Annotated in this window: 14 protein-coding genes and 1 pseudogene; 12 read left to right on the forward strand and 3 right to left on the reverse strand. The window is 67.7% G+C overall.

The features are described 5' to 3' along the window. The first annotated feature begins 189 nt into the window (after positions 1 to 189). From F3087_RS29235 to F3087_RS29275, 9 genes are all read left to right on the forward strand, one after another. The gene (locus F3087_RS29235; protein ID WP_150405273.1) at positions 190 to 1,059 is read left to right on the forward strand and encodes a MerR family transcriptional regulator; all 870 of its coding nucleotides are present in this window, start codon (positions 190 to 192) and stop codon (positions 1,057 to 1,059) included. Between the two features lie 323 nt (positions 1,060 to 1,382). Beyond that, positions 1,383 to 2,699 (forward strand): glycosyltransferase, encoded by a 1,317-nt coding sequence (locus tag F3087_RS29240; protein ID WP_150405274.1) that lies wholly within the window; start codon positions 1,383 to 1,385, stop codon positions 2,697 to 2,699. Beyond that, entirely contained in the window at positions 2,696 to 3,811 is a 1,116-nt protein-coding gene (locus F3087_RS29245) for a polyprenyl synthetase family protein (RefSeq protein ID WP_150405275.1), read from the forward strand. The genes F3087_RS29240 and F3087_RS29245 overlap by 4 nt, the downstream gene beginning before the upstream one ends. Before the next feature lie 12 nt (positions 3,812 to 3,823). Beyond that, entirely contained in the window at positions 3,824 to 5,338 is a 1,515-nt protein-coding gene (crtI, locus tag F3087_RS29250) for a phytoene desaturase family protein (RefSeq protein ID WP_150405276.1), read from the forward strand. A 10-nt stretch (positions 5,339 to 5,348) separates the two neighbouring features. Further along, positions 5,349 to 6,320 carry a phytoene/squalene synthase family protein gene (locus tag F3087_RS29255; RefSeq protein WP_150405277.1) on the forward strand — a complete coding sequence of 324 codons (972 nt, stop codon included), beginning with the start codon at positions 5,349 to 5,351 and terminating at the stop codon, positions 6,318 to 6,320. An 8-nt stretch (positions 6,321 to 6,328) separates the two neighbouring features. Then, positions 6,329 to 6,682 (forward strand): lycopene cyclase domain-containing protein, encoded by a 354-nt coding sequence (locus F3087_RS29260; protein ID WP_150405278.1) that lies wholly within the window; start codon positions 6,329 to 6,331, stop codon positions 6,680 to 6,682. Then, positions 6,682 to 7,008, forward strand: a complete 327-nt coding sequence (locus F3087_RS29265; RefSeq protein ID WP_150405343.1) for a lycopene cyclase domain-containing protein — start codon at positions 6,682 to 6,684, stop codon at positions 7,006 to 7,008. The genes F3087_RS29260 and F3087_RS29265 overlap by 1 nt, the downstream gene beginning before the upstream one ends. Then, on the forward strand, positions 7,005 to 8,579 hold the full coding sequence (locus F3087_RS29270; RefSeq protein ID WP_150405279.1) for an NAD(P)/FAD-dependent oxidoreductase: 1,575 nt from the start codon (positions 7,005 to 7,007) through the stop codon (positions 8,577 to 8,579). Before F3087_RS29265 ends, F3087_RS29270 begins: the two co-directional genes overlap by 4 nt. After that, on the forward strand, positions 8,579 to 9,565 hold the full coding sequence (locus F3087_RS29275) for a DUF5914 domain-containing protein (RefSeq protein WP_223885422.1): 987 nt from the start codon (positions 8,579 to 8,581) through the stop codon (positions 9,563 to 9,565). The genes F3087_RS29270 and F3087_RS29275 overlap by 1 nt, the downstream gene beginning before the upstream one ends. 71 nt (positions 9,566 to 9,636) lie before the next feature. On the opposite strand, the gene F3087_RS29280 is transcribed toward F3087_RS29275, so the two are convergent. Beyond that, complete coding sequence (locus F3087_RS29280; RefSeq protein ID WP_150405281.1) at positions 9,637 to 10,131, reverse strand: DUF6764 family protein; 495 nt, start codon at positions 10,129 to 10,131, stop codon at positions 9,637 to 9,639. Between the two features lie 312 nt (positions 10,132 to 10,443). On the opposite strand from F3087_RS29280, the gene F3087_RS29285 reads away from it, so the two are divergent. The 3 genes and pseudogenes from F3087_RS29285 to F3087_RS29295 form a co-directional block, all read left to right on the forward strand. Continuing rightward, entirely contained in the window at positions 10,444 to 10,977 is a 534-nt protein-coding gene (locus tag F3087_RS29285) for a MarR family winged helix-turn-helix transcriptional regulator (RefSeq protein ID WP_223885423.1), read from the forward strand. A 129-nt stretch (positions 10,978 to 11,106) separates the two neighbouring features. Continuing rightward, on the forward strand, positions 11,107 to 11,967 hold the full coding sequence (locus F3087_RS29290) for a class I SAM-dependent methyltransferase (protein WP_150405283.1): 861 nt from the start codon (positions 11,107 to 11,109) through the stop codon (positions 11,965 to 11,967). Between the two features lie 6 nt (positions 11,968 to 11,973). Then, positions 11,974 to 12,468: pseudogene (locus F3087_RS29295) on the forward strand (TspO/MBR family protein); the annotation flags it as partial. Between the two features lie 165 nt (positions 12,469 to 12,633). Here the strand turns inward: F3087_RS29295 and F3087_RS29300 are convergent. Beyond that, positions 12,634 to 13,596: an alpha/beta fold hydrolase gene (locus tag F3087_RS29300; protein WP_223885424.1), complete on the reverse strand. Its 963-nt coding sequence runs from the start codon at positions 13,594 to 13,596 to the stop codon at positions 12,634 to 12,636. Between the two features lie 517 nt (positions 13,597 to 14,113). Then, the gene (locus F3087_RS29305) at positions 14,114 to 21,184 is read right to left on the reverse strand and encodes a hypothetical protein (RefSeq protein WP_150405285.1); all 7,071 of its coding nucleotides are present in this window, start codon (positions 21,182 to 21,184) and stop codon (positions 14,114 to 14,116) included. Positions 21,185 to 21,262: the final 78 nt, after the last annotated feature.

Raw genomic sequence — 21,262 nt, forward strand, 5'->3', positions numbered from 1 at the left:
CCGTTTCTGCATCGCTATTATGCTCGGTTCTATGGAACTGGCCAAAGATGTCTCGACAGGGGCGATCGTTGGCTACTTCGTGCGTGGGCGACAGCGGGATTTCGACAGTTCGTCGAGAGCGGCGTCGCGTCGCCGAGGTCGTCCTCCGGCGCGGGTATTACCCGAATCGCCCGGCCGCGCGAGCATCGAGTGAACGACGATGCGGACTTCGATGAGGCGGAAGCCGAGTACACGGTAGGCGTGGTGGCACGCAAGCTCGGTATACCGGTGGCGACACTGCGTAGCTGGAATCGGCGGTACGGGCTCGGTCCGTCGGGGCACACGCCTGGCCGGCACCGCCACTACGCGCCGGACGATCTCGCGGTGATCAGGCGGATGGCGGAGCTGGTCCGCGCCGGCGCCAGTCCGGGGAGTGCCGCGCGGGCCGCTCGGGCGGCGGTTGCGCCGATGCTCGGTGATGTGGCGCCGGTGCTCACCGCCGGCCGTCGGCTCGACGGCACGGAATTGCTGGCCACGATTTCCGCCCATCTCGCCCGCTACGGTGTGGTCGAGACCTGGAATCGACTGTGCCGTCCGGCTTTCGCGGAGATCGTCGGGCGTCAAGCGCGCGACGGTGGGTTCATCGAGGTCGAGCATCTCCTGTCCTGGGCGGTCACTACGAGTCTGCATCGGACGGCCGCGGTGCCAGGGCCCAATGCTCAGCAAACGCCCATCGTGCTGGCCTGTACTGCGGACGAGAATCACGCACTGCCGTTGGAAGTGCTGCGGGCCGCGTTGGCGGAGCGCGGGTTTGCCGCGGTGTTCTTGGGGCAGTCGATGCCGGACGGCGCGTTGGCGGATGCGTTGTCCAGGCATGACCGCCGGCCGCTGGTGGTGCTGTGGTCGCAATCGGTGACGACGGCGCGTCCCGGTGCGATTCGTGCGGTTATGCCTGGTTCGAGTGGCGTATTGCTGGCTGGGCCCGGCTGGTACGGCGGTGATCTGCCGCCGGGGGTCCGGCACGTGAATTCGCTGGAGGACGCGATCGAGCGGATCGTGGGCGCGGTCGCCGCTCCCTGAGCGCATCCGGCGCTGTGGTTCGGGTGTCTGACGCCCCGCGCGCTTGTCGATTTGTTAAGTTTCTGAAATAGTCGAGAGGGTGCGCATCGTTTATGCATCATTTGACGTACGATGGATCCTGACCGGATTCGCGAGGGCCTGTCCCGGACGAGTCGATGCCGCGCGCGGTACGGATTCGAACCGCACCGCGTGATGTGGCCCGCCGATGTGCCGCAGACATCCGTCGACAGCGTCGAGATGCGTTGTGACGGAAGTGATCAGGTCGGGTGCTCGATGACGACCTGCGCCGAATCCCACTACCGGACGAGCGAAGGATTGTGAGGATGGCTCGGTACCTGCTGGCCGTGAGTGCGATACCAGGACACGTCGCGCCCATGGTCGTCGTCGCGGAGGAGTTGCGCCGCCGCGGGCACGACGTGCATGTGCTGACCGGCGCGGCCTTCCGGGCGGACCTGACCGCCCGCGGTCTCGCGATGTCGGCGCTTCCGGCGGACGCCGAAGTGGCGCCGGTCGCGCCGCGGCGCGGTCCGGGGGCGGTGCGGCGCTGGCGTACCGGCCGAGCCGAACTGCGGTCGGTGTTTCTCGGGCCGCTGACCGCGCAGCACGCGGCGCTGGTCTCCGCGTTGGCGCGCGCGGATTTCGATGCGGTGCTGGTGGATTCGATGTTCACCGGCGCGATTCCACTGCTGGTGTCGGAGCGGCCGCGGCCGCCGATCGTGGTGTGTGGCGTCGGGCCGTTGACGTTGTCCAGCGCCGACTGCGCACCGTTCGGCATCGGTCGGCCACCCTGGCGCGAGCGCGACCACACGCGGATGAATGGATTTGTCCGGCATGTGCTCTTCCGCGCCGACCAGGCGCGGCTGGACAACGTCCTGCGCGGCCTCGGCCTGCCGTCCGCGCCGGTCTTCCTGCTCGACTGGCCGCGACTGGCCGACCGCCTGCTCCAGTTCACCGTGCCCGGATTCGAGTACCCGCGGCGCGACCTGCCGCCGTCGGTGGTGTTCACCGGACCGATTCCGAGTTCGCTCGGCGCCGATCGGGAGTTGCCGGCGTGGTGGGGCGCGCTCGATGGCCGGCGGTTGGTTGTCCATGTGACGCAAGGGACTTGGGACAACGGTGATCTCGATCAGCTGCTGCGGCCCACACTGTCCGCGCTGGGGGATCGCTCCGACGTCCTGATCGTGGCAGGCACCGGTGGTTCCTCGGCGTCGCCGGGACCGCTACCCGCCAACGCCGTCGCCTGCGACTTCGTCCCGTACTCGCGATTGCTTCCGCACGTCGACATCATGATCACCAACGGTGGTTACGGCGGGGTGCAGCAGGCATTGCGGCACGGGGTTCCGCTGATCGTGGCCGGCGACACCGCGGACAAGCCGGAAGTGGCTGCGCGCGTGGCATATACGGGTGCGGGAATCAATCTGGGCGGGGCGTCGCCGAGGCCGACTGCGGTGGCGGCGGCCGTCGATCGAATAGTGCGCGACCACAGCTTTCGCGCGGCGGCCGGTCGGCTCGCCGCCGAAATGGCGCGGCACGCGCCCTTCGAGACCATTGCCGCGGTGCTGGACGAACTCGGCCCGTCGCGGCAGGCGGTGTCCGCGGAGAGCGGTATCGCGATCAGGCAGCGAGGGGAATCGCTATGAGTGCCAAGCTTTTCGATACGAGCCAGCCGTCCATGAGTGATGCGGCAGCGTCGGGACCCAGCGCGGGATTCGAGGCCTGGTACGCGGACAACCGTGCCCGAGTGCTGCACGAGCTCGACACCTTCTTGCGGAAGGTGGACATCGAGGATCTGCGCGACACCGGCGTCGACGCGATTCTGCGCCAGTACGCCGTCGGCGGCAAATGCGTGCGGTCGACGTTCATGTACCTGGGTTGGCTGTGCGGTGCGCAGCCGGACCCGGCGGCCCTGCGCGCGGCCGCGTCCTTGGAACTGTTGCACGGCTTCGCGCTACTGCAAGACGATGTGATGGACGACGGCGTGCTGCGGCGCGGATCGGCCGCCGCGCATGTGCGGCTCACCGACGGCTATCGCGAGCGTGGGCTGCCCGGCTCTGCTTCCCGGTTCGGCAAATCGGCGGCCGTCTTGCTCGGTGACATGTGCCTGGTGTGGGCGGAGCAGATGCTGCGGGACAGCGGGATTCCGGACGCCGCGCTGCGCCGGGTCTGGGCGGGTTACGACGCGATGCGGATCGAGCTGGCGATCGGCCAGTTCGCTGATCTGGCCAACGACGCGCGCGCCACACCGACCATGGATTCCGTCCTGGCGATCGCGCGGGCGAAGTCCGGCAACTACACCGTGCTGCGACCGCTGGAGTTGGGCGCGATGATGGCCGGTTGTCCCGAACGGACCCTGATGATGCTGGCCCGCTACGGAACTCGGATCGGCGAGGCCTTCCAGCTGCGCGACGATCTGCTCGGGATCTTCGGATCTGCCGCGACCACCGGAAAACCGGAGGACAGCGACCTGGGACAGCACAAGGCGACCAGCGTCGTCGTCGCCGCGTTGGACACCGGAGGCGGCACGGTCCGGCAGGAGCTGACCGAATTGCTGAGCCGGCCCGAACTGGACGCGCCCGCGATCGCGCGATGCCGCGAATTGATCGCGGCCTCCGGCGCTCCCGAGCGGATCGAATCGATGATCACGGATCGAGTGGCCGAGGCGCGCGCCGCGCTCGCCGACGCCGGGCTCGACCAGGACCGATGTTCAGCGCTGGAACACATGGCGCTGCTGTGCACCGCACGGCAACAGTGACGAGGAGGATCGATGCGTACAGTGACCGGATCCAGCGACCACGTGGTCGTGGTGGGCGCGGGCCTGGCCGGCCTGTCCACGGCCGTCCATCTCGCCGGCCGGGGTCGTCGCGTCACGGTGGTGGAACGCGAGGCCACGCCCGGCGGTCGGATGGGCCGCCTCGACCTGGACGGCTATCGAATCGACACCGGACCGACGGTATTGACCATGCCCGAGCTGCTCGACGAAGTGTTCGACGCGGTAGGGGAACGCACCGGTGATCGCCTGAGCCTGTTCCCGGTCGATCCCGCCTACCACGCTGTCTACGCCGACGGACGCAGCCTCGACGTGCACCGCGACCCGGAGGCCATGGAGCAGGCCGTCGCCGATTTCGCGGGCGCCGAGCAGGCGTTGGGGTATCGACGGCTGCGCGACTGGCTGGGCCGGTTGTACGCCGCGGAGTTCGATCGGTTCATCGCGTCCAATTTCGAGTCTCCACTGTCGATGCTGACGCCGGCGTTGGCCCGGTTGACCGCGCTGGGCGGGTTTCGCCGCTGGGACGCCAAGGTCGCCGACTTCATCTCCGATCCGGACTTGCGCCGCGTCTTCACCTTTCAGTCGCTCTACGCCGGGGTCGCGCCGGACCGTGCCCTCGCCGCGTATGCGGTGATCGCTCACATGGACACGATGTCCGGGGTTTACTTTCCGCGGGGTGGGATGCGCGCGGTGCCGGACGCGCTGGCCGCCGCGGCGGTCGCCGCGGGTGTGCAGTTCCGCTACCAGAGCACGGTCACCGGATTGGTGCGCTCGGGCGGCCGCGTGACCGCCGTGCAGACCGATCAGGACGACCGGATTGATTGTGACGCAGTGGTTTTGACCACCGAATTGCATCGCACCTACGATTTGCTCGGGCATCGGCCGCGCCGTCCCGGTGGGGTCCGATCGGCACCGTCGGCGGTCGTGCTGCACCTCGCCTGTGACCGTCAAGCGGATCTGCCGCATCATTCGCTGCTGTTCGGCAGCGAGTGGGAAAGTTCGTTCCGGGAGATCATCGACGAGGGCCGGGTGATGTCCGATCCGTCGTTGCTGCTGACCCGTTCGACCGCGGGGGATCCGACCCTGGCCCCGCCCGGGCGCGACCTCTTGTTCTTGCTGGCTCCGGCACCGAATCTGCAACGCGGACAGATAGATTGGCCGAAACGGCAGGGTGCCTACGCCGAGCAGATCCTCGATATCGCGCAGCGCCGCATAGGTTCTCGCTGGCCTGAACTCGAGGTGTTGCGGGTTGTCACGCCGGCGGACTGGGCGGACCAGGACATGCGCGACGGCAGCCCGTTCGCGCTGGCGCACACCTTCGCGCAGACCGGGCCGTTCCGCCCGGCCAACATGATCCGCGGTCTCGACAATGTGGTGCTCGCCGGCGGCTCCACCGTGCCGGGAGTCGGGATCCCGCCGGTGCTGATCTCCGGTCGCCTCGCCGCCGACCGCGTCACCGGACGCACCGGTGTCCGGCGCCGTTCCGCTTCGACCATCCACCCTTCGTCCTGATCGGAAGACTATGACGCGCAGGGAACTAGCCGCGGCGGGCATCACCGATCCGTCGCTCCGAGAATCCTATCGATGCTGCCGCACGCTGAATGCCCAGCACGGCAAGACCTTCTTCCTCGCGACCAGACTGCTCGCCCCCGACCAGCGGCCGGGCGTGCACGCGCTGTACGGATTCGCGCGCCGCGCGGACGACATCCTCGACGAGTTCGATCCCGCCCGCACCGTCGGCGATCGGGCGGCCGACTTGGACACGCTCGCCGGGCATTTCGTCAGCGGGGACAGCGGCGGTGACCCGGTGCTCGCCGCGGTGCTGCACACAGCGGACCGCTACGGCATCGAAGCACAGCTGTTCGACGCGTTCCTCGCATCGATGCGGATGGACCTGACCGTCACCGACTACCCGGACCGCGCCGCACTGGACACCTACGTGTACGGCTCCGCCGAGGTGATCGGCCTGCAACTGCTGCCGATCCTCGGAGTCACCGAAACTATCTCCGCCGCAGCGCCGTACGCGGCCGCACTGGGTAAAGCCTTCCAGCTCACCAACTTCCTGCGCGACGTCGACGAGGACCTGGCGCGTAACCGGGTCTACTTACCCGCCGACGAACTCGCCGCGCACGGCGTCGATCGAGACCTGCTGGCCTGGTGCAGCCGTCGTCAGCGGGCCGAGCCGCAGGTCCGACGAGCATTGGCCGAGCAGCACGAAATCACCAGGGAAATATACGAGTTCGCGCGTGGCGGCCTGGAGCGACTGGCGCCACGCTCGCGTCCCTGCGTGGCGACCGCCTCGACGCTGTACTCGGAGATCCTGGCGCGCATCGAGGACGCCGATTTCGAGGTCTTCGGCCGGCGAGCCAGGGTGGGCACCGCCCGCAGAGCGCGCGTCGGCGTCGCGGGCTTGGCACGCGCCTGGTGGGCTCGGCACGCAACCTCGAATTCGCCCTTGTCACCGGATATTTCGCGACCGCGCGAGCGGACCTAGGAGCCGAGATGGCGCATTGGCAGTATCTACTGATATTGGTCCTCTGCCTGGTACTCACGGCACCGCTGGAATTCCTCGGTCCGGGCGTCTACCGGCGACCACGGCTGCTGCTGGCCGCGATCGCGCCCGCGCTCGTCGTTTTCGTGGTGTGGGATCTGCTCGCCATCGCCGGCGGGGTCTGGAGCTACGATCCGCGATTCGTCCTCGGTGTGCGGTTACCCGGATCCATGCCCGTCGAGGAATTCCTGTTCTTCCTGGTGATTCCGCTCTGCGGGCTGCTGACCTTCGGCGCCGTGGAGACGCTGCTCGCGCGCGGACGACCGGCGCGGGTACGGATTCGGGACCGCGAGGCCGGCCGATGATCGACGGGATCGGCTACACACTGCCCGCTGTGCTCGCTGTCGTGACCGTCTGCCTGCTCGAGGTCACGGTCTTGCGCACCGGGCTGTTGCGCAAGCGCGCGTATTGGCTGTCGATGCTCATCGTCCTCGGATTCCAGATCCCGGTGGACGGCTGGTTGACCCGCCTCGACGCGCCGACCGTCCGCTACAACCCGGATCACATTGTCGGCCTTCGGTTTCCGTGGGACATCCCGATCGAGGACTTCCTGTTCGGCTTCGCCCTCGTGACGGCGGTGCTGCTGAGCTGGGAACGTGCCCGACAGCATCAGGAAGGACAGCGGCGATGACGGCAACACAGCTCGGCCGGGACCCGCGCCGGGTGCGTTATCCGGCCCGGCCCGGCCGACGCGACGTCGGGCAGAACGGCCATCGCCCGGTGGCAGTCGTGGTCGGCGCCGGAATCGCCGGGCTGGCCGCCGCCACCGGACTCGCCGAACGCGGGTTCCGGGTCGAGGTGGTCGAGCGGGAGCGCTACCTCGGCGGCCGCGTCGGCGGCTGGACCGAGCGGCTCGCCGACGGCACACCGGTCGGCATGAACCGCGGCTTCCACGCCTTCTTCGCCCAGTACTACAACCTGCGGAAGTTGTTGTCCCGCAGCGATCCCGAGCTGTCGGCACTACAGCGCATCGGCGATTATCCGCTCATCGACGCGGCCGGCCGGCGCGACACATTCCGCAACCTGCCGCGCACGCCGCCGTGGAACGCGCTCGCCTTCGCGCTGCGCAGTCCCACCTTCCGGCTGCGCGACCTCGCCCGCATCGATGCGCGAGCGGCCGCCCCGCTGGCCGCGGTGTCGGTGCCGGACATCTACGACCGGCTGGACCACGTCGACGCCGAAACGTTTTTGCGGCGCATCAACTTTCCGGAGGCCGCCCGTCATCTGGCGTTCGAGGTCTTCTCCCGCAGCTTCTTCGTCGAGCCGCAGCACATGTCCGCGGCCGAACTGGCGACCATGTTCCACATCTATTTTCTCGGTTCCAGCGAAGGGCTGGTGTTCGATGTGGCGCGGGACAATTTCGATACCGCTCTGTGGAGGCCGCTCGCCGAGCATCTCGGCGGTGACCCGACGCCGCACCGACCGGGCCGGGTCGAGTTCCACACCGGAGTGGCCATCACCGAGATCGAATCGAGGGACGCCGGCTTCCGGCTCACCGCGGACACCGGCGTCACGCTGGAAGCGGACGCGGTGGTGCTCGCCGTCGACGCCGGCCCGCTGCGCGCGGTGGTGAACCGGTCACCAACCCTGGGTGATCCCGAATGGCGTTCCCGGATAGCGGAATTGGGTAGCGCTCCGGCGTTCGCCGTGCTGCGGCAGTGGCTGGATCGACCGTTGCGCGCCGATCGGCCGGGCTTTCTCGCCACCGGGAATCTGGATCCGCTGGACAACATCAGCGTCCTCGATCGGTACGAGCGCACGGCCACGGACTGGGCCCGCGACAACAGTGGCAGCGTGGTCGAATTGCATGCCTACGCCGCCGCCGAGCAAACACCCACGCCCGCAGCACAGCTGGCGATCCGGGACAAACTGGTGGCGCGTCTGCACGAGATCTATCCGGAATCGGCCGACGCTCAGGTCGTCGGTGAGCACATGCTGTGGCGTCAGGACTGTCCGCGGTTCGCGCCCGGTGACTTCACGCGACGTCCAGGGGTGCGCACACCGCATCCGCGGCTGATGCTCGCCGGTGACGGCATTCGGGTGGAGCTGCCGGTCGCGCTGATGGAGCGGGCCGCGACCACCGGCTGGCTCGCCGCCGACTTCCTGTCCGAAGAGTGGGGCGGCGCCGGGCATTCGTTGCAGACCGTGCCGGCCCGAGGGCGCTCGCCCCTGCTGCGCAGCTTCGCGGAAAGGCGATCATGATGGGTTACAAGTCACCACTGCAACGGTTTTCACCGGAAACCTGGTCGCGGCAACGACCTACCTACCAGGACGCGGATCCGCGGGTGATCGCCGGCGCGCTGCGGTGGTCGCAGCAGTTGCCGAGTGGCAATTGGTATGCCCTCGCCGGGAGTCGGAGCATCCGTGGCGACCGGCCGTTCGGCACGACGATCGCCGGGGTCGAGATCGTCGCGTGGCGGGATCGCGACGGTGTCCTGCATGTGGGCCCCGGCGCTTGTCCACACCTCGGCGCCCCGCTGGACGCGGCGCAGATCGACGACGCCACGCTGATCTGCCGCTGGCATGGGCTGCGCGTCGGGGCCGGCAACGACACCGCCCGCTGGTGTCCGTTCCCCAGCTATGACGACGGGGTGATCGCGTGGGTGCGCCTGGACGCGGTCGGCGGCGAGACGCCCACGGACACACCGATTCTCGGCGCGCGCCCGGCCGACTCGACGGTGCACGCCGTGACCCGGTTGACCGGCGCCTGCGAACCGCGCGACATCATGGCCAATCGCCTGGATCCGTGGCACGGCGCCTGGTTCCACCCCTACTCCTTCGCCCGCCTCGAGGTGACGCAGACGCCGCCGCGCGAGGGCATCACCGAGGAGAACCACCGTTTCCTGCTCACGGTGACGTTCCGGGTGACGCGCCGCCTCGGTGTCCCGGTCGAAGCGGAGTTCACCTGCCCGGACCCGCGCACCATCGTGATGCGCATTGTCGAGGGGGAGGGAAAGGGCAGTGTCGTCGAAACCCATGCCACGCCTTTGGGTTCCGGGCCGGACGGACGAGCCCGCACCGCGGTGGTCGAGGCGGTGATCGCCGATTCCGAGCGTCCCGGTTTCCGCTTCGCCCACCGTGCGCTTCCCCTGCTGCGTCCGCTGATGAACCACGCCGCCAACCGGTTGTGGCGCGACGACATGGCCTACGCCGAACGCCGGTATCAGTTGCGCCAGCAGCGTTCGTAGGCGCTTACCGGCCCCGGTAGGGGAGCGGGTTGCCGGCGACGACGCGGCCGCCGGCAACCTGTCTTCGAGCGTCAGCCCAGCGACAAACAACCCTGGAAGGTCTGGAAGTCGCCCGCGAACCCGACACCGCCGGTGCAGGTAGGACCGGTGACACCGTTGACGACCACACTGGCGCCCGGTCCGGCGATACCGATCGCCAGACCGGGTCGGACTCCGTTGGTGGTCACCGAAGCGCCCGGTCCCACCGCGATCGCGGCAGGCGCGGACAGCTGGGTCGAGGTCGAGGCCGCGGATCCACCGTTCTGGGCGATGGCCAGCGACAGACTGGTGGGCGCCGCGTCGGCGGACGCCGAGCCGTTGAGCCCGTATGCCGCGGCAGCTCCGCCGCCGGCACTGGTCGCCGAGCACTGTGCGCCCGCGGCCGTTACCGCCGTCGCGCTTGCTCCCGGTGCCGGGCACGCGGTATCGGCCGCCGCGGCCTCGGGAGCCGCCAGTGCCAGCGCGCACACTGCCGATCCCGCGCCGATCAGAGCTGCCGCGCCGCGACGAGTGAATGAAATGTTCATGGTGTTCTCCTGCGGTGTGGCCGCCGGGTCTCACAGGGCTGATACGGGCGTCCAGCCCGATGGCCACGCCGAAATCTGTTGTGCGGTTATGGATCACCGCGGCGGCGCATCCCGACGCGGTCTCTTCCCTACCGTAGCGAACAAACGATGCAAAATCGATGCAATCGACGAATTGGCGCGAGTTGTCCGAATCGTCAGAGGCCGAGGTCAACGAGGGTGGCGGCGTCGGCATCCATGCGATATCCTGAACGACTCTCTCAGAAACTTAATAGTTAAGCAATGGAGGCATCCGACCGGGTTAGGCTTACCGTTGTGACAGGACCTGACTGGGCGGTGCGTGGTTCCGCTTCCGCGCGGGACGAGCAGCGCGAATCGCTGGAGACCGAGATCGCGGTCGACATCCGCGCGCTGACCGCGATCTCCGATCAGCTCGGCCATGTCTTTGCCCGATCGAACAATTTGCGTCCCAATGACTTTCGGGCGCTGCTGCACATCGCCACCGCCGAATTCGCCGGTCGGCCACTCACGCCCGGGCAGTTGGGCCGTTTGATGGGCATGAGTTCCGCCGCGGTGACCTACCTCGTGGAGCGGATGATCCAGTCCGGCCATCTACGCCGCGAGATCGATGAGACGGATCGCCGCCGGGTCATGCTCTATCACGACGAACAAGGAATGGCCGCCGCCCGCGACTTCTTCCTGCCGGTGGGGGCCAGTACCCGCTCGGCGATGGCCGAACTCCCGGACCAGGATCTGGAAGCCGCCCACCGCGTGCTCACCGCGGTGATCGCCTCGCTTCGCACGCATTTCGACCAGGTGATCGCGTCGCCGGGAGTGACGGACAGCTGAATTTCGTGTGATGGCCGGCCCTGTGCCGCGCCTTGACGCGCATCGGGGCAGGTGGCGGAGCCGTCGTTGCCAATTGATTAAGTTTCTGAGAGAGTCGGTGATGTTGTATGCCGCTCTGGAAGGACGTTCATGCAGTTGGGTCAGCCGAGCCGGACCGCGTTGGGTGCCGCGCGGGCGCGCGCATTCCACCAAGACGCGGACGAACCGCGGATCTTCGACGATCCGCTCGCCGCGCTGATCGCCAAGGCCGTCGACGCGGCAGTCGAGGAAGGGCCGTCCGACGATGGAATCCCCATGGAGGCAAGGCTTTTCCTCGCTATTCGGCATCGGTTCGCCGAGGGCGAATTGTCGGCCCGGGCCGACACGATCCGCCAAGTGGTGGTGCTCGGCGCTGGATTGGATACTTTCGGCCTGCGCAACCCGTACCCCGGCATAACTGTTTTCGAGGTCGACCACCCCGACACCCAAGCGTGGAAACGGGCGCGCGTCGCCGACGCCGGCATCCCGGTACCGCCGTCATTGCGGTTCGTGCCGGTGAACTTCGAAACCGACAGTCTCGGTGAACGATTGGCTGCGGCAGGTTTCGACCGGTCCGCGCCGACGTTCTTCCTGTGGCTGGGTGTGGTGCAATATCTCACCGCGGCCGCCGTCGACGCCACGCTGCGATTCATCGCCGACCTGCCCGCGCCCGCACGAGTGATCCTCGACTACAGCGAACCCATCTCCGCTCTGCCGCCGCAGAACAAAGGCAATGCGGAAGCGTTGGCGCGCGTGATGGAGCGGCTCGGTGAGCCATGGTTGTCGCTGTTCACCGACGACGAAATCGCCGCGAAACTGACCGAATTCGGTTTCGACGAGATCGAAGACCTGAACTGGGGGCGGATGATCGCCCGCTTCGCACCGACGAGCGCCGCCGCCGATCGAGTCGGCGGCCACGTGCTCAGCGCCGCCCACCCGGGACATGCCGCCGCATCGCGCGAAGGGACGTAACCAATGATGTTGTCGAACAATGCTTCTCCGGCCAAGGCTAGGCCGTCTGCACGGTATCTCTTCCGCACCGGTGCAGGCGTCGCGGCTACAGCATTGGTCGGTTCGGCCGCGGCCGGATCACGATCTACTTGGTATGAGCGGGTGAACAAGCCTTCTTTCCAGCCACCGTCCGCGGCGTTTCCGATCGCTTGGACATTGCTCTACGCCGACATCGCTGTCACGAGCGCCTACGCGCTACAGAACGCGACCGAATCGCAAAAGCGGGGATTGACAAAGGCTTTGGCGCTCAATCTCACGCTCAACGCGGGGTGGAGTTGGGTGTTCTTCCGTGCCCACCGACTCGCCGCCGCGACCGCACTGTCTGCCGCACTGACTGCCAGTAGCGCCGATCTGACCCGGAGAGTATCGGCAGCCCACCCAGCCGGACGGGCGCTGGCAGCCTATCCAGCCTGGTGCGCTTTCGCCACGACGCTTTCGGCGAGCATTTGGCGGCGTAATCGCTGCCCCCTGCTATCGGGACACGTGCGGCATGTCGCACGACCTAGGCGAGCAGTCGTCAGCGATGCGAACCGATCGGGTCGAGGAACCGGGCAAACTGCTGGCACGCACTGACCGCACCCGGCAACGGCCACCGGAAACCCGATGGCCGCCACATATCTGGAGTGATCAAGGCAGAGTTTGCACGGTCCCGGCGGCACGCTGGGTTTCGTAATAGGTGCCGCCGGGGTAGTAGTCGGCGCTGGTTGTTCCGGAGACGAAGTCACCGGCCCAGGCGACCGACAGCGTTTGTAGTGCGGAGACATTCTTCGCCTGCGGGGTACCGCAGGCGATCTTGTCCGGGGCGGGTGCGCTCGATGCTTCGACATCGATGTGCGATCCGCTGGTGAGCCGGACGCCGTGGAACGGCCGGGAGATCTGTGCGATCAGTTCGTTGGTGCCGCTGGCATTGCGGTTGCAGGCGTAGGGCGGGGAAGAGATGGCCAGAATCGGCAGCGTGGTGTTGCTCAGGTGGTTGAGCGCGTTGCCGAGGTTGTTGCCGACGAAGCTCTTCACCGGATCGAACAGGATGAGGCCACGCACCGAGGCGAATGCCGCGGGGTAGTCGGCGCGCAGCGCCTGGGTGACGTAGGGAACGGCCTCGCCGCCGGCCGAATGTCCGGCGAAGACCATGGCTTTCGGGAGGGTGAGTTCCGGGCGTTTCGCCTTGTTCTTCGCATCGGTGAAGCTGCGGCCGAGTTTGTCGCCGGGGTCGGCGGCTTTGCCGAACAGATCGGCCACGTTGTGCAGGAAGTCGGTGTTGTTGCCGAGGTTCTCCAGCGTGCAGCCGAACGTGTTCGCTGTGGGAAGTGTGGGTGCGAATACCAGGAAGCCTTGTGCCGAGAACTTTTTCGCGGTGTCCTCGACCGAGTCGTTGGCGCCGGCGAAGCCGTGTTGCAGCCACAGCAGCGCCTTGGGTGTCCCCGCGGGGAAATACCAGTCGCTGCTCTGCCGCAATATCGTGAACGCACAGCGGATTTCAACGGTGTTCTCCACTTTGGTGACCGCGGCATCGGCGGTCGCGGTGGGAATGGTGAATGCGGCAGCGGCGGCGATCGAGCCGAGAGCGACCAGCAGGCGTCGGATGTTCAACGTAACTCCGTGTTTCACTATGAGAAACGGTGTTTCGTTTCTCGGGAAACAAATCTGCGGCTCGGCGACTTGCCCGGTCAAGGTTCGCGAGTGGGGAAGGTCGATGCGCCGTTTCTCGCAAGCCGGTCTCGCACTGGTGTGCCGCATGATGCCCGCACCGGCCATCCGCTGATTGCCGAACTGAACTACGCAGGGCCCCAATGGTATTGGATGCGGATACCACGTCCCGTCTCCGGCTGGTACGCCGCATTTGAAAGACCCCAACCGGCCGCGCGGTCCGGTCTCCCCAGTCGAGCGCTAACGGTGTGTGATGGCCGAGAGCTCGAACCGGTCCGTCGGCTGGCAGGCTCAGCAGTATCCGATCAATTACAAGGCGCGTGCGTTCGTTCCGGGCGAATGGGAGAACGGTGCGTGCTGACTTCGAAGGTCGAGCAGCTGAAAACTCAGAAGCAGTAGTTCGCGCCCGGCCGGTAGGGGTGGACCGGCAGACCGGCCACTGCCCTGCGTGTGAACCGGCTCACGTCAGGCGGAACGGGATGTCCGGCGGCGCGTCGGGCGGTTGGGCCGGCTCCGGCTGTGCGGTGCCTGGGTGCTCGCGGTTCGGTGGGAACGAGATGGTCTCGGGCGGTGGGGTTTCGGTGCTGCGCAGCAGCAGATCGCCACTCACCCAAAGGGTTCCCTTCGGTCCGCGTATCTCGAGCACACCCCGGGCACGAATGCGATGCCCGGTGGTGCCTCCATTGGCGGTTTCCATGGGGGTGCCGAAGCGCAGGAGTTCGCGGCGGTTGCTGGTGACGGTGCCGGATTGGCCGTGGCCGGCGTGCTCGCCGGTGAGCGGGGTATTGAAGGTGCCGCGCTGGCTGCCTTCGCCGGTGTAGCGGACGTTCACTCCGAACGCCGCGGTCGTGGACAGGGTGTTGTCGACCTGGGCGCCGAAGCCGTCGCCGGACCATTCGACGCGGTGGATAGCGGTGTCCTTACTGGTCTTTTCGATGCGGGGCGAATACAGGGTGAACTTGACCGATGTCGTTGTGTCGTGGTCGTTTCCGGTGTGCGGCGCGGGATCGGGTGGACGGTGCCCGCCCTCCGGCGCGACGGCAGTCAGGAAAGGCGCGGAGGCGGCGGGCCCGTGGACCGTGAGACGGCCGCTCTCGACGAGGGTGGTCAGGCGGATGAACATGCCCTCCGACGAGCGGTTGGCCAGGGCCTGTCCACTCGTGTCCAAGGAGGGGTCGACCAGCCGCAGGGCCTGGGCGAGCTGCCCGACGCCGTCGAAGTCGTAGATCTCGATCGGCCGGGACGGTATCCAGGGCGGACCGCCCAAACGGGAGCGTATGTCGTAGCTGATTGCCTCACCCTCGCCGGGAGCGGCAGGATCGAACCTGTAGATAGCGGGATCGGTGCGGGTCAGAACCGAATCGTCCGGCGGCGTCTCGGAGGTGTTGAACCGGATCAGGACCTGGGCGGTGCGGGCGCTGCGGCCGACGCTCAGCGTAGGCGTGGTCAGCTGTGAGACATCCAGGGGCGGTAGGACACCCAACGCCTGCCCGGTCGCGGCCAGGCTGTTGATGCCGCGGTGGACCAGGTACGTCAGCAGTGCTTCGTCGAGCGGGCGGGAGCTCACCTCGACGACGTATAGGTAGGGCATGCGGAATTCGCTGGTGTTGCCGAGAGTGCTTTGCCAGGCCCGGATTTCGCGGCTCGAGTGCTGAAACGCGGTGACACTGCTCTGCCGTTGCACCGCGAGGTCGACCTTCGGCCGGTGCCCGTTGATCTGCCCGCCGAGGATCCCATCGACCCGATGCCCGCGGGTCTGCGTGGTGGCGACCCGGGTCGCCCCGCCCAGGGCGGCGCCGTCGCCGGTGGCGTGACCGAAGATATTGTCCAGCCCGGACGTGACGGTGACTCGTTTACCGCGCACCTCGGACCATTTCTCGGCGGGGTCCGGGTGGGCGGAGAACTTGACCTCCACCAGCCGCGGCCCAAGCCAGCTCGAGCGATCGATGAAATGGAACACCGCCGCCTCGTCGCCGGCATTCGGCAGGGTGCGCAGGCCGAGGGTGGTGGTGTGCTCGTTGATCCGGGTCAGTACGCCGGGCTGGTAGTTCGCCGTTCCGGGTGTGGTGGCCCCGGGTGCGTGCTCCTCTACCAACTGCTGCGCCAGATCCCGCAGGTCGTTGCGGCCGCCCTCGAGATGCACGTCGGTGACCGTGCCGAAGCCCAGCTTGCCGCTCTCCACGAACGAGGTCGGCAGTCCGCGATCGGGCTCGTTCGCCTCCGTGACCGCGTAATCGGTGCCGGTCATGAGGCTGTGCGCGGAGACGAGCGCGAGCAGATCAGGGTGGTTCTGCAGGTCGTTGTCCATCAGCAGGAACTCGACGGCGTCGGGGATATCGATCGTCCGGGTGCGCTCCGCGCGCAGGCCTCCTGCGAGCACACCGGTGGCGAAGTTACGGTTGCCGACCCGCACCGTCACGACGTAGTGCGCGGCCGCGGAGAACCGGTGCACCGCAGTGGTGTCCTCGGTGGTGACTCGGAAGACGGCGGAATTGTCGTTGGTGGTAGCGCTTTTCGTGTTGCTGGTCTGGTAGTGGTAGGCGCCGCCACCGACGGCGCTGCTGGTGTAGTTTCCCTCGGAACCGGTGTATGTGGCGCCGGTCTGATGACCGCGCTGCGTGGACTCGGTGTGCGCGGAGCCGTTGACCGACTGCAACCAGCGTTCACCGTCCATCTTCGGCGGCTGCGACAGCAACTGGACGTCGGTCAGGTACCCCGTCACCTCGATGGTGATGTCGGTCCCTGCCAACGCTCCAGGCGTGTTCGCGCCCTCGATCACATACGAGTCCCGGAACATCCGCAGCGCGTTGGCATTCACGTGATGGGGTGACAGTGCGGTGTGTGTGAGCTCGTGCGCCATCGACTCCGGGTTCGTCGCCGGCTCGCCGAGCGCGGTGCGCCACACCCACCGGACCGTTCCGGCGGCGTTGTCCACCGCCCAGTGCGCTCCGTCGAGCACCATCTCGCTGAGCGCCGACCACATCGAATCCGTATGAGTCTGCCGCTCAGTGTTATTCGCGTCCGGTCGAGCCTCGATGCTGGGATGAGCCTCGCGTGCCGCCTGGGCAGGCAGGGTTCCGCTTTCGAGGTCGCGCAGAAATCGGATCGCCGGATCGGTGTCGGTGTTCCAGAGCGGCAGTGCGAATTCCGCGGGACCGTCGGGGAATTCGCCGGGTATCCGTCGGCGGGGCCGGGTGTCCACGGCGGATTCGGACATTTCTCCGGCCGCGTCATCCGCACCCGAGATTGCCGGATCGGTGGCGAATCCATGGGGCGCGGGTGCGACATCGGCCGGGTAGGAGCCGGGTAGGGCCGGATCGGTCCGGGCGTTCTCGGCTGCCTCGAGCGCGAGGCCGTCGATCAGGTCCAGGACGGTCTTACGGAGCACCAAGCTGCCGCCGACGCGATCGAGCAGGGCGGTCTCCGGGATTCGCAGTACCCCCTGCTCGAGAGTGCGGCCCCGGGACGGCAACGAGAGGTTCGTGGTGTCCTCGCCGGTCAGATCGCGCACGATCGGATCTGCGGGTTCGGCTGCGCTACTGGGCCTTTCGGTCGTCGTCCGGTACGTCGGCACGGCCAGCCTCACGGTGCCGTCGGCGGACGACGGCGCGAGTCCGGCGCCGCGGCTGTGGCTATGGTCGTGGCGGTCGGCGTGGCTGTGACTGATCCGCATCCGGTAGGTGACCGGCACGGTGAACACCTGGGTGCCGTCCTCGGTGGGCGACAGCGTGTAGTACTCGTGGCCGGTGCCCGCCGTGGATTCCTGGGTGTTCGAGGACTGATCGGAAAAGGTGTAGTCGGGCGTGAGGTTCTGGAACCACAGGTGCTCGGTGTTGTCGAGCGGGTTCGTGATCGAACCGCTGGCGCCGACTTTCCACGCGCGCGGAGTCTCGGTGAACTGCTCGTCTCCGGCAATGGTGGATCCGGTGTAGTTCAGCGTCTGCACCTTCGGCAACGTCCAGGTGTGCTCGACGCCGTCGTAGCGGTCACCCGGTGTGGGATAGCGACGTTCGGCCGCGAGATTCATCGAGACCCGCTCGGTGCCTGTCGGAGTGGGCAACTCGAACCAGACGGCGGTACCGCCCTCGATCATCTCGTCCAGCGCCGACCGCCGGCCCAGCGCGTTGCTCAGCTGATTGAACTTCCGGAGATTGTTCAATCGCTGTGCGTGCGTGGCGTTCAGGGTCGCGGCGTCCAGCCGGCTCGCGGTCGCGCGGTCCGTCGGGAAGAAGCCGTGATCGGACAGCCATTGCCCGGCCTCGAGCAGCAGCGGCTCGACGCCGTCCACCCGCAGCGGCGTCGTCGAGACGCCCAGCTGCTCGAGATGCACGATTTCCGCAGGCGCATAACGGGTTTCAGTCGGCGCCGCACCGAGCGTCGCCCGCGACGGCACCAGCAGGTGGATCGGATAGTCGCGACCACCGTCCATCGGGGATTCCGGCTTCGGTTCGATCGGGGGACCGTCCGGGCGCACGAGCCGCACGCGCACGGTCATGGTCGGGGTCACGTGCAGCAGCGGCTCGCCGGTGCGCAGCGAATGTGCCGTCCGCGCGCTGCCGCCGTAGTTCAGGGTGTGGCTGAAGTGCTGGGATAGCCCGCCCTTCAGCGCGATCTGTCCGCCGCGGGACGGAGTGCCGGTGGCGGGATCTGTCTGTGTTCCACCGAAGCCCAGCGACAGCGATGCGCCTGCGCCGAGCGAGTTGGCGATGGTGGAGCTGCCCTGCGACCGCAGCGACCGCAGCACATATGATTCCAGCACGGACTTTTCCGTGGTCGGCCCGGTGGGCTCGGTACCGCCACGCAGGTCGGTGGTGATTTCCAGATAGCCGATCGGTGTGCCGGAGGCGGTGTAGAAGATCGGGGACTCCACCGAGCCGTCTTTCACCTTCCACCCCGAATCATCCGTCTCGGAATCCGCCGAGGAATCCGTCATGTCCGTCTCGGCCTCGCCATCCGTCCCGGAAGCGGCCGGGCGATCCCACGACATCGGGATCATGCTTCGAACATTGCCCTCGGAGAAGAACTCCCGTAACTGCTCGGCCGAATTGTCGGAGAGGCCGTCGAAATGCTCGTCGAACGAGGCCATCACGTCGGCCAGGAGCTTGTCGTGGTCCGGGAAGGTGGTTACTCCGTGGAGCGGGACATCGTCACGGAGCCGATCCATCGGAGCGGGAATGGTGGTGTCGTCTCCCGGATCGATCCTGGGCGTCTCGCCGGACTTGGACATGTAGCCCGGGAACCAGACCAGCAGCTTGTTCGGTGCGTCTGCGGTGGCGGTCCGCCACTGCCCGGCAGGGGGTTTCGGTGACGCCGGGCCACTCGGGCCGTCGTTCGCACGCAGCTCCCAGACCATGTCGTAGTCGAAAGGCCACGAACGCCCCTTGCTCCGGATGATGGTCATCGGCTGTACCGTCGCGCCCACCGACACACCGGTGCTCAACTGGTTGTGCACGATGTCGACCTCCGGCGTCAGCGTGACGGAGCTCAACTTCTCGTTGCCGGTGCCCCACCGGATGGCGTGTGCATAGGAGAACGCCCGCAGGTCGCTGCTGCCGCCACTGTCACCGGTGTCGGAAATCCAGAACGCCCACCGCTGAATACCGACCGGTGGCCCATCCCGCAGCGGCTCGATCTGTTCCTCCGACGGCCCGAGCGCCCGCAGCGACACCCGCAATGACACCGGATGGCTGCGGCCCCGATACTTCACCCGCAGCGGCATGCCCGACTCGCTCAGCAGGCGGGCCCACTCGCTCGACAGCAACCGCCCGCTCAGCACCCGCCGCACCTCGGCCCGGAAGCCCTCGTCCGCGCCGCGGTCGCCCTCCACCGTGCGGAAAACCTGCTCGTGCAGCCATTCCACCGTCTCCTGCGGCACCGCGGTGATGTGATTCAGGTCCTGGGAGCCGTCGCGGCGGGTACCGAAATCCCGGATCGGATCGCTCATACCGTCCGGCGGGGTGATCTCGATAGTGGGAATCTCCCGCTTCGGCTCCTCCGGCGTAGTTCGTGCTGATTCGTCGTCGATATCGGGTACGTCGTGCGGGTCCTGCGGGTCCCCGACCCGTCGCTTGCCTCGCACCCACGCCGCCCGGCGTGCCCGGTAGGCGGAATCCTCCGAGTCGGAGGCGTCGTCGCGGGTTTCGTCATATCCAGTGGTCAGGTACGAATGGATGGAGTCCCCGTCGGATACCGTTTCCCAGTCCGACTCGTGTTCGGACCGCGTGGTTGAGGTACCGGCAGCAGTCGTGGTCGTCCACACCTGCGGGGCAGCAGTGCTGGTGGCGGGCAACAGCGCGATGCGCGCAGTGGGAGTGCCACCCCCGGTGTCCTTTTCGTCGAGGAACAGGGTCGCGGGCGTGCTCACGGCGATCAGTTCGGCGCCGTCCAGGTCCTGTGCGATCTGCTGGCGAGCTGTGGCCGGCACCGCGTCGAAGTCGGTCAGCAGCAGCACCCGCGCGGGCATCGGTGCACCGCCGGCGGTCAGGTCCTTGCGCAGGCGCTGCCCGAAGGTCGTCGGCGTCTCCCAATAGGTCACGTCTTGTCGCGCGTCGTAGACCGCGAACCGGCCGTCGGCGAAGTAGCCGACCACGATGGCTGTGTCGTGCAGGCCGAACGGCAGCCCGCCCAGTTCCCGGCTGTGCCAGGGGCGCGCTGTGGCGGGCAGCGTCCCGGTGAGCGGGTCGGTGCGTGCCCGGGTCCCGGGCTGGTAGGCGTGGTTCGGTGTCCAGGCCACATGCGAAGACCCCAGTCGGGCGTTCAGGGCGGCGAATCGGGAGCGGTAGTCACGCCGGTCGAAGTAGCACAGGCCGTAGGTGCGCTGTTCACCGAAACGGTACGGGCGCAATCCCGCGGGGGCAGCGGTGCCGGGAGGGGCGGACCGTTCGACCAGCCAGCCGGCGGGGTCGGTGGTGAACAGAGAACGGTATGCCCACCGCACCCGATCACCGGCCGGGCCCTGGGGATAGACCGATCCGAACCGCCCGCCGTGGCCGCTCGGGGCGCTGTGCAGGCTCACCCGCACCCCGGTCGCGGCATGTCCGGAGCCGACGGACATCAGCCCGTGGGGAAACCAGACCAGGCGCCCGAGCAGGTCGGCGAGTTCCTGGCGCACGCGGCCCCCGCTGCAGGTCAAGACCACCACCGGGTCCTCCAGCCGCCGCGTCGTGGTACTCAACTCCGGCAGCCCCCGCAGCCACGAGCCCAGCGCCTGATCGGTGACCGGCTGCGCCACCTCGTCCACCACCAGGCACACCTCATCCCGTGCAGACGAGTGCACCATCAGTAGGAACGGGTCGAGCCCCGGCGGCCACGGCCAAGCCTTCCCGGTGACCTGCACCCGCTGCCCGGAGACCCGGTGATGCCCGGTAGCCCGCGGGAAGGGGTCCGGCGAGGCTGGCCGAACACGGTAGTAGCCGCTGAAACCGGCCAACGCCGAACCGGGCGCGGGTGTCCGCGTGGTGCCTGGTTCGCGGGAGGACGCGATCCCCTGGACGGGCTCCGGCAGGGACGTGTGCACGACGAACCCGCCCATTTCCCCGACCGCGAGAGTGACAGTCCTGCCATCCAGCGTTGTCAAAGCCGCGGAATCGGTCAGAAGCACCGGCGGCCC

The sequence above is a fragment of the Nocardia colli genome (assembly GCF_008704205.1).
In the GTDB taxonomy this organism is placed as follows: Bacteria; Actinomycetota; Actinomycetes; order Mycobacteriales; family Mycobacteriaceae; genus Nocardia; species Nocardia colli.